The sequence below is a fragment of the Streptomyces sp. ICC1 genome (assembly GCF_003287935.1).
GTDB classification, from domain to species: domain Bacteria; phylum Actinomycetota; class Actinomycetes; order Streptomycetales; family Streptomycetaceae; genus Streptomyces; species Streptomyces tritrimontium.
In genome coordinates this window covers 1,789,932-1,804,650 of record NZ_CP030287.1, presented here as the reverse complement: position 1 = coordinate 1,804,650, position 14,719 = coordinate 1,789,932, and the positions used below count along the sequence as shown (strand labels likewise).

General features: G+C 72.5%; 11 protein-coding genes. 5 read left to right on the top strand and 6 right to left on the bottom strand.

From position 1 onward, the window contains the following. Window positions 1–30: 30 nt before the first annotated feature. Window positions 31–2,088 carry a serine/threonine-protein kinase gene (locus DRB96_RS08525; RefSeq protein ID WP_343234511.1) on the bottom strand — a complete coding sequence of 686 codons (2,058 nt, stop codon included), beginning with the start codon at window positions 2,086–2,088 and terminating at the stop codon, window positions 31–33. Window positions 2,089–2,095: 7 nt separating this feature from the next. Here DRB96_RS08525 and DRB96_RS45855 point away from each other — a divergent pair, with 7 nt between their 5' ends. Continuing rightward, window positions 2,096–2,641, top strand: a complete 546-nt coding sequence (locus DRB96_RS45855; RefSeq protein ID WP_275431887.1) for a hypothetical protein — start codon at window positions 2,096–2,098, stop codon at window positions 2,639–2,641. 259 nt (window positions 2,642–2,900) lie between these two features. Here DRB96_RS45855 and DRB96_RS08520 read toward each other — a convergent pair whose 3' ends face one another. Beyond that, the gene (locus DRB96_RS08520) at window positions 2,901–4,631 is read right to left on the bottom strand and encodes a glycerol-3-phosphate dehydrogenase/oxidase (protein ID WP_112447869.1); all 1,731 of its coding nucleotides are present in this window, start codon (window positions 4,629–4,631) and stop codon (window positions 2,901–2,903) included. 357 nt (window positions 4,632–4,988) lie between these two features. On the opposite strand from DRB96_RS08520, the gene DRB96_RS08510 reads away from it, so the two are divergent. From DRB96_RS08510 to DRB96_RS08490, 4 genes are all read left to right on the top strand, one after another. Further along, window positions 4,989–6,218 carry a nucleotide sugar dehydrogenase gene (locus tag DRB96_RS08510; protein WP_112447868.1) on the top strand — a complete coding sequence of 410 codons (1,230 nt, stop codon included), beginning with the start codon at window positions 4,989–4,991 and terminating at the stop codon, window positions 6,216–6,218. A 159-nt stretch (window positions 6,219–6,377) separates the two neighbouring features. Then, window positions 6,378–6,923, top strand: coding sequence for a hypothetical protein (locus tag DRB96_RS42745; RefSeq protein ID WP_162688957.1), 546 nt, complete (start codon window positions 6,378–6,380; stop codon window positions 6,921–6,923). 230 nt (window positions 6,924–7,153) lie between these two features. Beyond that, window positions 7,154–8,116 (top strand): hypothetical protein, encoded by a 963-nt coding sequence (locus tag DRB96_RS08495; RefSeq protein WP_112447866.1) that lies wholly within the window; start codon window positions 7,154–7,156, stop codon window positions 8,114–8,116. A gap of 552 nt (window positions 8,117–8,668) precedes the next feature. After that, window positions 8,669–9,724, top strand: a complete 1,056-nt coding sequence (locus DRB96_RS08490) for a hypothetical protein (RefSeq protein WP_112463285.1) — start codon at window positions 8,669–8,671, stop codon at window positions 9,722–9,724. A gap of 70 nt (window positions 9,725–9,794) precedes the next feature. On the opposite strand, the gene DRB96_RS08485 is transcribed toward DRB96_RS08490, so the two are convergent. From DRB96_RS08485 to DRB96_RS08470, 4 genes are all read right to left on the bottom strand, one after another. Continuing rightward, window positions 9,795–10,919, bottom strand: coding sequence for a GuaB3 family IMP dehydrogenase-related protein (locus tag DRB96_RS08485; RefSeq protein WP_112447865.1), 1,125 nt, complete (start codon window positions 10,917–10,919; stop codon window positions 9,795–9,797). A gap of 182 nt (window positions 10,920–11,101) precedes the next feature. Then, window positions 11,102–12,607 (bottom strand): IMP dehydrogenase, encoded by a 1,506-nt coding sequence (guaB, locus tag DRB96_RS08480; protein WP_112447864.1) that lies wholly within the window; start codon window positions 12,605–12,607, stop codon window positions 11,102–11,104. A gap of 183 nt (window positions 12,608–12,790) precedes the next feature. After that, on the bottom strand, window positions 12,791–13,420 hold the full coding sequence (locus DRB96_RS08475; RefSeq protein WP_112447863.1) for a sigma-70 family RNA polymerase sigma factor: 630 nt from the start codon (window positions 13,418–13,420) through the stop codon (window positions 12,791–12,793). 341 nt (window positions 13,421–13,761) lie between these two features. Next, window positions 13,762–14,373 (bottom strand): response regulator transcription factor, encoded by a 612-nt coding sequence (locus DRB96_RS08470; RefSeq protein WP_003948568.1) that lies wholly within the window; start codon window positions 14,371–14,373, stop codon window positions 13,762–13,764. Between the last annotated feature and the right edge of the window lie 346 nt (window positions 14,374–14,719).

Sequence of the window (14,719 nt, the reverse complement as noted above, 5' to 3'; positions counted from 1 at the left end):
CCCGGCGCGATCCGAAGGGCGCGGCCCGGCTCAGCCCAGGGACTGGAAGGTCTGGAATGCCGTGTTGCGCATCTTCGTGCACTCGTCGGCGTCCCACTGGTCGGCGGCGCAGCTGATCATGATGGCGTAGCCGTGCTTCGCGTCCATCTTGAACCCGCGGTCGAGCACACGGACCCTCATGCCCTTCTGGTCCCGCTCGAACTCCCAGTCCGCGACGGTCGGGTAGCCCCGGTAGTCCACCACTTCGAGCCGCAGCAGCTTGTAGTTGGTGCTGCTGCCCGCCACCGCCGGGGCCAGCTCGGCCCAGGCGGCGCGCGCGTCGTCGCGCGGCGAGTCGTTGAAGTCGACCTGGATCCGCGGGAAGCCGCCGTCCCGGCTGTATATGACACCGGAGTTCTGGCCGACCGTGCCGGTCGCCTTGAACCCGTCGGGCATCGCCATCGAGAAGTGGAAGCCGGGGTCCGTCACCGTGGAGAACCCCGGCGGGAGCGCGCCCCCGGGGCCGCCGGGCGTAGCGCCCTGCCCCTGGCCGGTGGTACTGCCGGTGCCGCCGCCGGTGGACGGGCTCTGGCCCGGGCTCGGCGAGCCGGCTCCGCCGGTGCCGGCCTGCTCGCCGGTCTTGGGCGAGGGCGAGGGGGACGGCGAACTCCCGGGCGACGGGCCGGAGGCGGCGGACGACTCCTTGCCGCCGCCCTTGCCCTCCTCCTTCGCGCCGCTCTTGTCGTCGCCGCTGACGATGTAGGCGATGAGCGAGCCGATGACCGCGAGGGCGACGACCAGTCCGGCTATCGCGAGGGCGATGGTGCGGCGGGGCACGACGTCGGTGAGCGGCGCCGCGACGGGCGCGGGGCGCGAGGACGGGGGCTCGGCGGGGGTCGCGGCCGCGACCGCGGCGGCCTTGCGGGCAGACTTCAGTGCCGCGCGGGTCCGCTCGCGCTGTTCGCGGTCGCGCCGCTCGCGCTCCTTCTTCTCCGCCTTCTCGGCGGCCTTGGCGGCCTTCTCGGCGGCCGCCTTCTCCGCGGCCTCCTGCGCCTCGGCGAGCGATATCTGCCGGGTCTCCTCGGCGGCCGCGACCGCGAGGGGGGCCGGCGGCTCGGGTGCGTCGATCACGGCGGTGAGCATCGCCCGCGCGCGGTCGTCGTCGAGGCGGTGGGCCGGGTCCTTGACGAGGAGGCCGTAGATGACCTCGGTCAGCGGACCGGCGTTCTTGGGCGGGTCGACCGGCTCGGTCATCACGGCGGTGAGGGTCGCGAGGGCGGACCCCTTGTCGTACGGGGGCACTCCCTCGACCGCGGCGTACAGCAGGCCGCCGAGCGACCACATGTCCGCCGGCGGACCGGGGCGCTGGCCGCGGGCGCGCTCCGGGGAGATGTAGGAGGGGGCGCCGACGAGCATGCCGGTGGAGGTGACGGAGGGGTCGCCCTCGACCTGGGCGATGCCGAAGTCGGTGAGGACGACGCGGCCGTTGCCGTGGTCGGCGAGGAGCACGTTGGAGGGCTTCACGTCGCGGTGCAGGATGCCCTGCCGGTGTGCGGCGCGCAGTACGTCGAGCACGGCGAGGCCGACTTCGGCGGCTCGGCGGGGGGTGAGCGTCCCGTTCTCCCGGACGAACTCGGCGAGCGAGGGGCCCTCGATGAGCTCCATGACGATCCACGGGCGGCCGTCTTCGTCGACGACGTCGTAGACGGTCACCGCTCCGCCGCTGCGGATCCGCGCGATGGCCTTGGCCTCGCGCAGGGTGCGGGTGATGAGGCGGCGTTTCTCGTCGTCGTCGACGCCGCTGCCGAAGCGGAGTTCCTTGACGGCGACGGTCCGGCCGAGGGTCTCGTCCTCGGCGCGCCAGACGGTGCCCATGCCGCCCTTGCCGAGGACGTCGCCGAGGCGGTAGCGGCCCGCGAGCAGCCGGCCCTCGTCGTGCGGGCCCTCGCCCGCCTTGGCCGCGGCCGCCTTGACGGCGGCCGCCACCTCGTCGGCCTTGCTCACGGCGGCAGGCTTGGCATCCCGCGGCTCCGCCTTCGCGGCCGGGGGCTCCGCGTCCTCGGACGCCGCCCCGACGGCCGGCTTGCGCAGCTCAGGCTTGGCAGCCACCGGCTCCGTGGCCGCAGGCTTCGCATCCTGCGGCTCCGCCGCACCAGCCGCCTTCGCCGCCGCGGGCTCGCGCAGCTCAGGCTTGGCAGCGACGGGCTTCGCGGGCGCGGGCTCCTCAGCCGCAGGCTTCGCGGGCGCGGGCTTGCGCGGCTCGGGCTTCGCATCCGTCGGCTCCGCGGCCGCAGGCTTGCGCGGCTCGGGCTTCGCGGGCGCGGGCTCGGCGGCCGCAGGCTTCGCATCCTGCGGCTCCGCCGCACCAGCCGCCTTCGCCGCCGCGGGCTTGCGCAGCTCAGGCTTGGCAGCGACGGGCTTCGCGGCCGCGGGCTCCTCAGCCGCAGGCTTCGCGGGCGCGGGCTTGCGCGGCTCGGGCTTCGCATCCGTCGGCTCCGCGGCCGCAGGCTTGCGCGGCTCGGGCTTCGCGGGCTCGGGCTTCGCGGGCTCGGGCTTCGCGGGCGCGGGCTTGCGCGGTTCGGGCTTCGCCGCCGCGGGCTTCGCCTTTCCGGGCTCCGCCGCCGCAGGCTCGCCCGGTCGTATCTCCTCGGCCGCGGCCTGACCTGCGCCGGGCTTCGGGGGCTTCGGGTCCGCGGGGGTGGCCGCCGGAGGCACCGGCGATCCCGTCCCGACAGACGGTTCCGACGACTCGGTGTGCTCCGGCTTCGACATGCGTCCCCTCTGCGATCGTGCCGCCTGTTCCGGTTGCCCCGGCAGCGGCCGGGGTGCCCGGTAACCCGCCCCGGCAGAACCCTCATTGTCCCTTACTCCGCAACGGACGGGAGCCCCGGGTCCGCGGTTCCCCCCACGATGTGACGGAGTTACAACGGGACGATGTCCGGCGCCCCCAGCCGCGCGGCGTCCGCCGTCTGATCGTCCGGCTGACGCTGGGATTCCCGCTCGGCCTGGACCCGCTTCTCGTAGTGTTCCACTTCCTTCTCGATCTGCTGCTTGTCCCAGCCGAGAACCGGAGCCATCAACTCCGCGCATTCCCGTGCCGATCGCGTCCCCCGGTCGAAGGTCTCGATCGAGATCCGCGTCCGCCGCGTCAGCACGTCGTCCAGGTGCCGCGCCCCCTCGTGCGAGGCCGCGTAGACCACTTCGGCCCGGAGGTAGTCGTCGGCGCCCGTCAGCGGCTCCCCGAGCGAGGAGTCCGCCGCGATCAGCGACAGCAGTTCCTCCGTCAGCGACCCGTACCGGTTCAAGAGGTGTTCCACCCGCACCACATGGAGCCCCGTCCGCGCAGCGATCCGCGCCCGCCCGTTCCACAGGGCCCGGTACCCCTCCGCGCCCACCAGCGGCACGTCTTCCGTCACGCACGCCGCGACACGCTGGTCGAGGCCGTGGACCGCCTCGTCCACCGCGTCCTTGGCCATCACCCGGTACGTCGTGTACTTGCCGCCGGCGACCACCACCAGCCCCGGCACCGGGTGGGCCACCGTGTGTTCGCGCGAGAGCTTGCTCGTCGCGTCCGACTCCCCGGCCAGCAGCGGCCGCAGGCCGGCATAGACCCCTTGGACGTCGTCCCTGGTGAGCGGGACCGCCAGCACCGAGTTCACGTGCTCCAGCAGGTAGTCGATGTCGGCGCTCGACGCCGCCGGATGCGCCTTGTCCAGGTCCCACTCGGTGTCCGTGGTGCCCACGATCCAGTGCCGGCCCCACGGGATCACGAACAGCACCGACTTCTCGGTCCGCAGGATCAGCCCGGTCGAGGAGTGGATCCGGTCCTTCGGGACGACGAGGTGGATGCCCTTCGACGCCCGCACGTGGAACTGCCCCCGCTCCCCGATCAGCGCCTGGGTGTCGTCCGTCCACACCCCCGTGGCGTTCACGATCTGCTTCGCGCGGATCTCGTACTCCCCGCCGCCCTCCACGTCCTGCACCCGCGCGCCGACGACCCGCTCGCCCTCCCGCAGGAAGCCGACCACCCTCGCCCGGTTGGCGCACTGCGCCCCGTACGCCGCGGCCGTGCGCACCAGGGTCGCCACGTAGCGCGCGTCGTCCATCTGGGCGTCGTAGTACTGCAGGGCGCCCACCAGCGCGTCCTTGCGCAGCGCCGGTGCGATGCGCAGGGCCCTCTTGCGCGAGAGGTGGCGATGGGTCGGCAGTCCGCGCCCGTGGCCGCTGGACAGCGACATGGCGTCGTACAGCGCGACGCCGGAGCCGGCGTAGAAGCGCTCCCAGCCCTTGTGCTGCAGCGGGTAGAGGAACGGCACCGGCTTCACCAGGTGCGGGGCGAGCCGTCCCAGCAGCAGGCCGCGCTCCTTCAGCGCCTCCCGCACGAGGGCGAAGTCGAGCATCTCCAGATATCTGAGCCCTCCGTGGATGAGCTTGCTGGAGCGGCTGGAGGTGCCGGACGCCCAGTCCCTCGCCTCGACCAGTCCGGTCGCGAGCCCCCTGGTCACGGCGTCGAGGGCGGTGCCCGCGCCCACCACGCCCGCGCCGACCACCAGCACGTCCAGTTCCCGCTCGGCCATCGCGGCGAGCGCCTCGGCGCGCTGCGCCGGCCCCAGCGTCGTCGTCCCCCCTCCAGCTCCCCTCCCCGAACCCATACCCATACCCATACCCACACCCGTACCCGTACCCGTACCCGCGCCCGTCCCTGCCCCTGTCCCTGCCCCAGTACTCACGGCTGCCTGCCTCCCGTAGACGCGGGTCGCCGCGTCCGCCCTATGCGGTCATCCCACCCGTCGTGGGTGATCCCGCTCACATCGCCCGTTCATGATTCTGACCGGCCGCACGCGCATCAGCCACCGCCTGTGGATAACACGACGACGGCCATCAGCCCCGAATGCGACATATCTGTCATATATACGCCTAGTCTGACATTGCGCCAGCTCTCCTCCTCCACAGGACTTGCGCGCTCCGCCCCCTCATGCATGTCAGGGAAGGGAAGGGACGGCACCCCCATGCCCGCAGATCTCGCCGTCATCGGACTCGGCCATCTCGGCCTCCCGCTCGCCCAGGCAGCCGTGGCCGCCGGGATCGAGACGGTCGGCTACGACAGCGGTCCGGCGACGGACTCCACCCTCACCGCCGCCGAGATCCGCCGCATGTCGGCGGCCGGCTTCCGGGTCACCACCAACCCCGCCGAACTCGGCCGGGTCCGCACCGCCGTCATCTGCGCCCCCACCCAGCTCGGCGCGGACCGCGCACTCGACCTGTCCGCGGTCGGCGAGGCGGGCCGCACGCTCGCCGCCCGGCTGCGCCCGCACACCACCGTCATCCTCGAATCGGCCGCCCACCCGGGCGTCACCGAGGACTACCTGCGCCCGATCCTCGAATCGGGCTCCGGGCTGCGCGCCGGGCGGGACTTCCACCTCGCCTACTCCCCCAGCCGCCTCGACCCCGGCAACCGCACGCACGGCATCTCCAACACCCCCAAGGTCATCGGCGGCCTCACCCCCGCCTGCACCGAGTCCGCGCACGCCTTCTACGCCCGCCTCACCGAGAAGGTGGTACGCGCCCGCGGCCTGCGTGAGGCCGAGACGGTCCAGCTCCTCGAAACGAACTACCGGCACGTCAACATCGCCCTCATGAACGAGATGGCGGTCCTGTGCCACGACCTCGGCGTGGACCTGTGGGACGTCATCCGGTGCGCCGAGACCAAGCCGTACGGGTTCCAGGCCTTCCGGCCCGGCCCCGGAGTCGGCGGGCACGGCGTCCCGCTCGACCCCAACTACCTCCCCCACACCACCCGCACCCCGGGCCACCCGCTGCGCATGATCGGCCTGGCGCAGGAGATCAACAACCGGATGCCCCAGTACGTCATCCAGCGCAGCGCCACCCTGCTCAACGAGCACGGCAAGTCCGCCCGCGGGGCTCGCGTACTGCTCCTGGGCGTCACCTACAAGCCGGACCTCGCCGACCAGGAGGGCTCACCGGCACGCGAGATCGCCAGCCGGCTCCTCGACCTCGGGGCGCTGGTCAGCTACCACGACCCGTACATCGGCGGATGGCGCGTCAGGGACCAGCCGGTCCCCCGCGCCGAATCCCTGTACGAGGCCGCGGCCAACGCCGACCTGACGATCCTGCTCCAGCACCACCGCACGTACGACCTGCAAGGCCTGGCGGTGAAAGCCCAGTTGCTGCTGGACACCCGCGGTGCCAGCCCGGTGGGCACCGCGCACCGGTTGTAGCCCGATCCACAGGGCCGGTCCGGGCGGCCGAAACCCCCTCCACGGATGTCACGGGCTGGTGCTAGCCTGCGGCGACTTATCTCGCGCATACGTCCCGCGTACACACGTACACACATGCGGGCATCCGTGCGCCCCAAAATCCCTGGGGGGGATTTCTCCATGAGCCAGCAGTTCCAGCCGCCCGCGCCCGAGTCCGCCACGCCCTCGACCGACGCCGCGGCCGCCCCGGCCCCGCTCGGCCACCCGGCCCCGTCCGGTGCCGACTTCCTGGTCCCGGGCCCGGCCCCGGTCGCGGTGCGCACCGGCAACGTGGGTCTCGGCATCGTCGCCGCGCTCGTCGCCGCCCTGGCCGCGGCCGCGGCGTACGGCGGCATCATGAACGCCATCGAGCGCGAGATCGGCTACGCGGCGGTCGGCGTCGGCGCCCTCGTCGGTTTCGCCGCGGGCAAGCTCGGCGGCCGCAACCCGGTCCTGCCGGTCGTCGGCGCGGTCTTCGCCGTCGTCTCCGTCTTCCTCGGCGAGCTGTTCTTCTACGCGCTCGCGCTGGCCGGTGCCGCCGGCGTCGGCCTGGGCGACGTGCTGAGCACGGTCGGCGTGTCCGGCCTGGTCGACATCTGGAAGGAAGAGGCGGACGTCATGAGCGTCCTCTTCCTGGCCCTCGGCGCGTTCACCGGATTCGGCTCCGCCAAGAAGATCGGCGACTGAGGCGGCCCCTCGCCCCACCGCCCCCGGCCCCGCCCCCGGCAGCCGAGCCCGTGACAGCGGGCCGGCCTGCCGCCCGGACCTCCGCCTCAAGGCAACAACCAACGGTGGAGCAATTCTGTCCACTTCACCCCGAATAAGGCCCTGAACAGGAAATATGTAATCCGAGACTCTGCCAAACGGAGATCGGTATTCCCTGTTGCAACGGAGCGAAACGCTCCTATGATCCATCAGTGCCTGCCACCGCGCCGTACGATCGGCCCCTCCTCGACCCCGCTCTCGCGATCCCGGCGCTCGCGCCGCTGCGCGCGGCGACCCTGGCCGGGGAGTCCCTCGCCGCCGCCTTCGAGACGGTGTCCGACGAGGACGACCGCACCCTCGCCTGCCGGGTCGTCGCCTCGACGCCCGGGAGCGAGGAGTTCCTGCGGCGGACCGTCGAGGAGCTGCCGCACGACCCCCTGGCCCGGACCCTGTACGCCGACCGGCTCGTGACCACGGGCTGGGAGATCCGCACCGGCGCCCGGGCCGCGGGCACGGCGGCCGGCCGGGCCGCGGATTTCCGTTCCCACCTGCTGCGCGCGGAGGGCCTGCTCATCGGGGTCTGCGCCGAGCACCCGGAGTACGCCCTCGCCTGGCACCTCCGGGTGATCACCGCGCGCGGGCTGGAACTCGGCCAGAGCGAGACCCGGCGCCGCTACGACCGGCTCGCCGAGCACCACCCCCACCACCACGCGGGCCAGCAGCAGCTGCTCCAGCAGCTCTGCCCCAAATGGGGCGGCAGCTGGGAGGCGGCCCAGAGCTTCGCCGACGACTGCGCACGGCGCTCCCGGCCCGGCTCCCCCGCCGCCGTGCTCGGCGCCGTCGTCCAGTTGGAGCGCTGGCTCGAACTCGCGGGGACCGACCCGGACGAGGCCGAGGACCACGTCGAGGACCCGGCCCGGCGCACCGAGCTGGAGCGGGCCGCGGCCGCGTCCGTCCTGCACCCGGACTTCGACTCCGAGCGCCACCACGCCATCGCCGCCCACGGCGTGTTCGCCGCCGTGCACTGCCTGGCGAGCCGCTGGCGCGAAGCCGCTCCGCACTTCCGCGCCCTCGGCAACCGGATGAGCGCCTTCCCGTGGGAGTACCTCGACAGCGACCCGGTCGCCGAGTTCGCCCGGCACCGCGAGATCGCCCTGGGCCGGGGAGCGGCATGATCACCGAAACCTCCGTCGACGGCGTCCGCACGGTCCTCGCCCACCGGCCCGGCCCGGTCACCGCCGGGCTGCTCTTCCGCGTCGGGCGCGCCGACGAGACCCTCGCGAGCGGCGGGATCACCCATCTCGTCGAGCACCTCGCCCTGTACCGCCACGGCCTCGGCGACCTGCACTACAACGGCGCCACCGCCGCCGCCCACACGCACTTCCACGTCACCGGCACCGCCGGGGACGTGGTCGAGTACCTGAACGGCGTCTGTTCCGCCCTGCGCGACCTCCCGATGGAGCGGCTGGAGACCGAGAAGGAGATCCTGCGCACCGAGGCGGCCGGCCGCGGCCGCCGGCCGGGCCACCACCCGGCCATCTGGCGCTACGGCGCCCAGTCGTACGGTCTGACGAGCTACCCGGAGGCCGGGCTGCACGCCCTGACCGAGGAGGCCGTGCGCGGCTGGGCCGAGGAGTGGTTCACCCGCGAGAACGCCGTCCTGTGGATCACCAGCGACACGGTCCCCGAGGGGCTGCGCCTCGACCTCCCCCGGGGAGGACGGCGCGGTGGTCCTGACCGCCGTGCTGCCGCGCTCCACCGAAGCCGTCCTCTTCGCCGACCTGCTCGGCAAGGAGCTGTTCCGCTCGCTGCGGCTGAAGGGCGGCTACTCCTACACGGCGACGGCCGACTACACGACCCGCGACGGCGAGTGCGCCACGCTCACCGCCTTCGCCGACGCCCTGCCGCAGAAGCAGGACGCGGTGGCCGGCGGAATCGTCGACGTCCTCGCGGCCCTGCGGGCCGGCCGGATCTCCCAGGCCGACCTGGACTCCGTACGGGCCACCGCGCTCGCGCAGTTCGACCTGCCGGACGTGGCCGCCGCGATGCTGCCCGCGCACGCCCTGGACCTGCTCATGGGCCGCTGCGCGCCGACGGAGAAGGAGCTCCGGATCGAGATCGAGGCGGTCACCACCGGGGACCTGCGCCGGGTGGCCGAGGAGGTGTGGGCGGACGCGCTGGTGCAGGTGCCGCGCCGGGACCTGGACTGGGCGGGCCTGGCCCTCGCGCCGCAGGGTTCCGCCGAGCTCCTCGAAGGCCGCCGCTTCCCGATGCGCGGTGACGGCCTCGTCTCGCTCGTGGTCGCGCGGGAGGGGATCAGCCTGGCGGGCACGGACGGCCCGGTCACGATCCGCTACGAGGACTGCGTGCTGATGCGGGTCTTCCCCGACGGCGGACGCGCCCTCGTCGGAGACGACGGTTTCAGCCTCGCCGTCGAACCCACCCTCTTCAGGATCACGGAGGCCGATCTGGGCCCGCTGGACGCGGGGGTGCCCGCGGCGGCCGTGGTCCGGATGCCGCCGCGCGCCCCCGAGCAGATCCCGCGGCCCGCCGGAAAACGGGCCGAGCTCTCGTCGCTGGCCCCGCACATCGGGCTCTGGGTGGCGTTCTCCGTGGCCCTGGCCCTGTACGCCCTCTTCATCCTCCGGGTGGAACTCCAAGGCCACGGCCCCGCGGGCGCCGACTGGACGCTCGTCGGCGGCATCGGGGCGGTGGCGGCCGTGATCGGGGGCGTGACGCTCCGCGCCCTGCTCAGCATCCGCGCGGTCAGACGCCGGGGCTGAGCCCGGGCATGCCGGAGGGCCGGCACCCCGAGCGGGGCGCCGGCCCTCCGGCACGCGGTTGCGAGAGCGGTCAGCGGCGGTGCTGGGAGTCCGCGACGGTGACCTCGACCCGCTGGAACTCCTTGAGCTCGCTGTAGCCGGTGGTGGCCATCGAGCGGCGCAGCGCGCCGAAGATGTTCATCGAGCCGTCCGGGGAGTGCGACGGGCCGGTGAGGATCTCCTCGGTGGTGCCGACCGTGCCGAGGTCGACCTTCTTGCCGCGCGGCACGTCCTCGTGGACGGCCTCCATGCCCCAGTGGTTGCCCTTGCCGGGCGCGTCGGTGGCACGGGCCAGCGGGGAGCCGATCATCACGGCGTCGGCGCCGCAGGCGACGGCCTTCGGGACGTCGCCGGACCAGCCCACGCCGCCGTCGGCGATGACGTGCACGTAGCGGCCGCCGGACTCGTCCATGTAGTCGCGGCGGGCCGCGGCCACGTCGGCGACGGCGGTGGCCATCGGGACCTGGATGCCCAGCACGTTGCGCGTGGTGTGCGCGGCGCCGCCGCCGAAGCCGACCAGCACGCCGGCCGCGCCGGTGCGCATCAGGTGCAGGGCCGCGGTGTAGGTGGCGCAGCCGCCCACGATGACCGGGACGTCGAGCTCGTAGATGAACTGCTTGAGGTTCAGCGGCTCGGCGGCGCCGGAGACGTGCTCCGCCGACACGGTGGTGCCGCGGATCACGAAGATGTCCACGCCCGCGTCGACGACGACCTTGGAGAACTCGGCCGTGCGCTGCGGGGAGAGCGCGGCGGCGGTGACGACACCGGAGTCGCGCACCTCCTTGATCCGCCGGCGGATCAGGTCCGCCTGGATCGGAGCCGCGTAGATCTCCTGGAGACGGCGGGTGGCGGTCTCCTCGTCCAGCTCCGCGATCTCGTCGAGCAGCGGCTGCGGGTCCTCGTAGCGGGTCCACAGGCCCTCGAGGTTCAGCACGCCGAGGCCGCCGAGCTCCCCGATGCGGATGGCGGTCTGCGGGGAGACGACCGAGTCCATGGGAGCGGCCAGGAACGGGAGCTCGAAGCGGTAGGCGTCGATCTGCCAGGCGATCGAGACCTCCTTCGGGTCCCGGGTCCGGCGGCTGGGGACGATGGCGATGTCATCGAACGCGTACGCCCGGCGGCCGCGCTTGCCGCGCCCGATCTCGATCTCAGTCACGTGTGGTGGCCTTTCCTCTGGGTCTGCCCGTCCAGTATCCCCGAACCCCGGCGCCTCGCGTTCCGGTGACCGCTGTACGGACGACCTGAGCCCCGCTGTACGGACGACCGGAGCACCGCGCGGGGGCCGGGCACGCCGAAGGGGCGGGCCCGTGCGGGCCCGCCCCTCCACCGATGTCCGGATCAGCCCTTGCGGCTGTAGTTCGGAGCCTCGACCGTCATCTGGATGTCGTGCGGGTGGCTCTCCTTGAGGCCCGCGGACGTGATGCGGACGAAGCGGCCGCGGTCCTGGAGCTCGGGGACGGTGCGGCCGCCGACGTAGAACATCGACTGGCGCAGGCCGCCGACGAGCTGGTGCACGACCGCGGAGAGCGGGCCGCGGTAGGGGACCTGGCCCTCGATGCCCTCGGGGATGAGCTTGTCGTCGCCGCCCACGCCCTCCTGGAAGTAGCGGTCCTTGGAGAAGGACTTGCGGTCGCCGCGGGACTGCATCGCGCCGAGCGAGCCCATGCCGCGGTACGACTTGAACTGCTTGCCGTTGATGAAGAGCAGTTCGCCCGGGGACTCCTCGCAGCCCGCGAGCAGCGAGCCGAGCATCACCGTGTCGGCGCCCGCGACGAGCGCCTTGGCGATGTCGCCGGAGTACTGCAGGCCGCCGTCGCCGATGACCGGGACGCCTGCCGCCTTGGCGGCGAGCGCGGCCTCGTAGATCGCGGTGACCTGCGGGACGCCGATGCCGGCGACGACGCGGGTGGTGCAGATGGAGCCGGGGCCGACGCCGACCTTGATGCCGTCGCAGCCGGCGTCGATGAGCGCCTGGGCGCCGTCGCGGGTGGCGATGTTGCCGCCGATGACGTCGACCGACGAGTTGGACTTGATCTTGGAGACCATGTCGCCGACGAGGCGGGAGTGGCCGTGGGCGGTGTCGACGACGATGAAGTCGGCGCCCGCCTCGATCAGGGCCTGCGCCCGGTCGTACGCGTCGCCGGCGACGCCGACGGCCGCGCCGACGAGCAGCCGGCCGTCCTTGTCCTTGGCGGCGTTCGGGTACTTCTCGGCCTTGACGAAGTCCTTGACCGTGATGAGGCCCTTGAGGATGCCGGACTCGTCCACGAGCGGCAGCTTCTCGATCTTGTGGCGGCGCAGCAGCTCCATGGCGTCCACGCCGGTGATGCCGACCTTGCCCGTGACCAGCGGCATCGGGGTCATGACCTCGCGCACCTGGCGGCTGCGGTCCGACTCGAAGGCCATGTCGCGGTTGGTGACGATGCCGAGCAGCTTGCCGGCGGGGTCGGTGACCGGGACGCCGGAGATGCGGAACTTCGCGCAGAGCTCATCGGCCTCGCCCAGGGTCGCGTCCGGGTGCACCGTGATCGGATCGGTGACCATGCCGGACTCGGAGCGCTTGACCAGGTCGACCTGGTTGGCCTGGTCGGCGATGGAGAGGTTGCGGTGCAGGACGCCGACGCCGCCCTGGCGGGCCATCGCGATGGCCATGCGGGCCTCGGTGACCTTGTCCATGGCGGCGGAGAGCAGCGGGACGTTCACACGGACGTTGCGGGAGATGAGCGAGGACGTGTCGATCGCGTCCGGGGACATGTCCGACGATCCGGGAAGTAGCAGCACATCGTCATAAGTGAGGCCGAGTGTGGCGAATTTGTCGGGCACTCCGTCGGCGTTCACAGTCATGACACCTTCCAAGATGGTCTTGCTCAGCGCGGATGTCCATGCTAACGGGATCCCGACGCGTCTCATTCCACGACCAAGGTCCAGCCCAAGGTTCGTTGCTTCCTACGAAGAATGAACCCGGCGAACCCACGCGAAGGCGGCCGAACCGGTACACAGGGGTCCGGCCCGTCGCACCCGTCCGGCCTACTGCTCGGCGAGCGCGCGGAGCCGGCTGAGGGCGCGGTGCTGGGCCACCCGGACCGCCCCGGGGGACATGCCGAGCAGATGCCCGGTCTCTTCGGCGGTGAGCCCGACGGCGACGCGCAGCACGAGGAGCTCCCGCTGGTTCTCCGGGAGGTTGGCCAGCAGCTTCTTGGCCCAGGCGGCATCGCTGCTCAGCAGCGCGCGCTCCTCGGGGCCCAGGGAGTCGTCGGGCCGCTCCGGCATCTCGTCGGAGGGCACGGCCGTGCTGCCGGGGTGCCGCATGGCGGCCCGCTGCAGGTCGGCGACCTTGTGCGCGGCGATGGCGAAGACGAAGGCCTCGAAGGGGCGGCCGGTGTCGCGGTAGCGCGGCAGCGCCATCAGGACGGCGACACAGACTTCCTGTGCCAGGTCCTCGACGAAGTGACGAGCGTCACCCGGGAGCCGCGAGAGCCGGGTGCGGCAGTAGCGGATGGCGAGGGGGTGCACGAAGGCGAGCAGATCGTGCGTGGCCTGCTCGTCGCCCTCGACCGCACGGCGTACGAGCGCGCCGACGGTACCGTCGCCGCCACCTCGGGCGGTGCCGGTGGGGCCTGTGGCCGCGGGTGAACCCGGGGCCTCGTCTTCGCGCATCAATCCATGGTGCCCTGATGCCGGAGCATTCGCGGCACTGCGGTCCGTGTTGTGCGTCGAAGCGTTATGCGGGGTGGGTGCACCGGAACTCATGCTCTGGCCCCTCCCCTCCCGCTCGGCCGAATCGCCCCCGAGGCGACATCTCCAGGATGCGCCACACCCTCAAGCATGCGGCATGGCGCGCGAAGCGACACGTCCCCCGGATTGTGCACCGCCAATCCCCGGTCCGCACCACGGTGCGGGGGATCGGTCGGCGGGGCCGCCGGGACCCGCCGCGAGGACCCGTCCGGCCCGGGCCCGGCCGCGGCACCGCCGGCCGGTGAGGGCCGGCGGTCGTGCGGTCAGCGGACCAGACCCCAGCGGAATCCGAGGGCCACGGCGTGCGCCCGGTCCGAGGCGCCCAGCTTCTTGAACAGCCGGCGGGCGTGCGTCTTGACCGTGTCCTCGGAGAGGAAGAGCTCGCGCCCGATCTCCGCGTTGGACCGGCCGTGGCTCATGCCCTCCAGCACCTGGATCTCGCGCGCGGTGAGCGTGGGCGCGGCGCCCATCTCGGCCGAGCGGAGCCGGCGCGGGGCCAGCCTCCAGGTCGGGTCGGCGAGGGCCTGGGTGACCGTGGCCCGCAGTTCGGCGCGCGAGGCGTCCTTGTGCAGATAGCCCCGGGCGCCGGCGGCGACCGCGAGGGCCACGCCGTCCAGGTCTTCGGCGACCGTCAGCATGATGATGCGGGCGCCGGGATCGGCCGAGAGCAGCCGGCGAACCGTCTCCACACCGCCGAGCCCGGGCATCCGTACATCCATCAGAATCAGGTCGGAGCGGTCGGCACCCCAGCGGCGGAGGACTTCCTCGCCGTTGGCGGCCGTCGTCACACGCTCGACGCCGGGCACGGTGGCAACCGCGCGGCGGAGCGCCTCTCGGGCAAGCGGGGAGTCGTCGCAGACGAGGACGGATGTCATGACCGCCCTCCGCAGCTGCTGATGCGCGTCACCTTGAGCCTCCAGGCTGGTACGTATCGTCACCTGTGCGGTCGATGTCCCCGGACACCTGTCCGAGAACTTCTTGGTTCAACCGCCTTCGCACTCTCAACGATGGTCACTCGAAAGAGTTACGGGTCAGACGAACACCTTCGGCACTCTACGTGAGGAAGCGATCACGACGCGGGCGCCACTCGCCGCGTGTCCTCCATCTGGAGTTATGCCCTATTTGGCGGCTTTCCTTCCGTTTGGCGCATGTCTGAGGCTAGATTCCCAATGAGTCATATTTACATCTACTACGACAGTAGGTGTGGAGACATGGACCGTA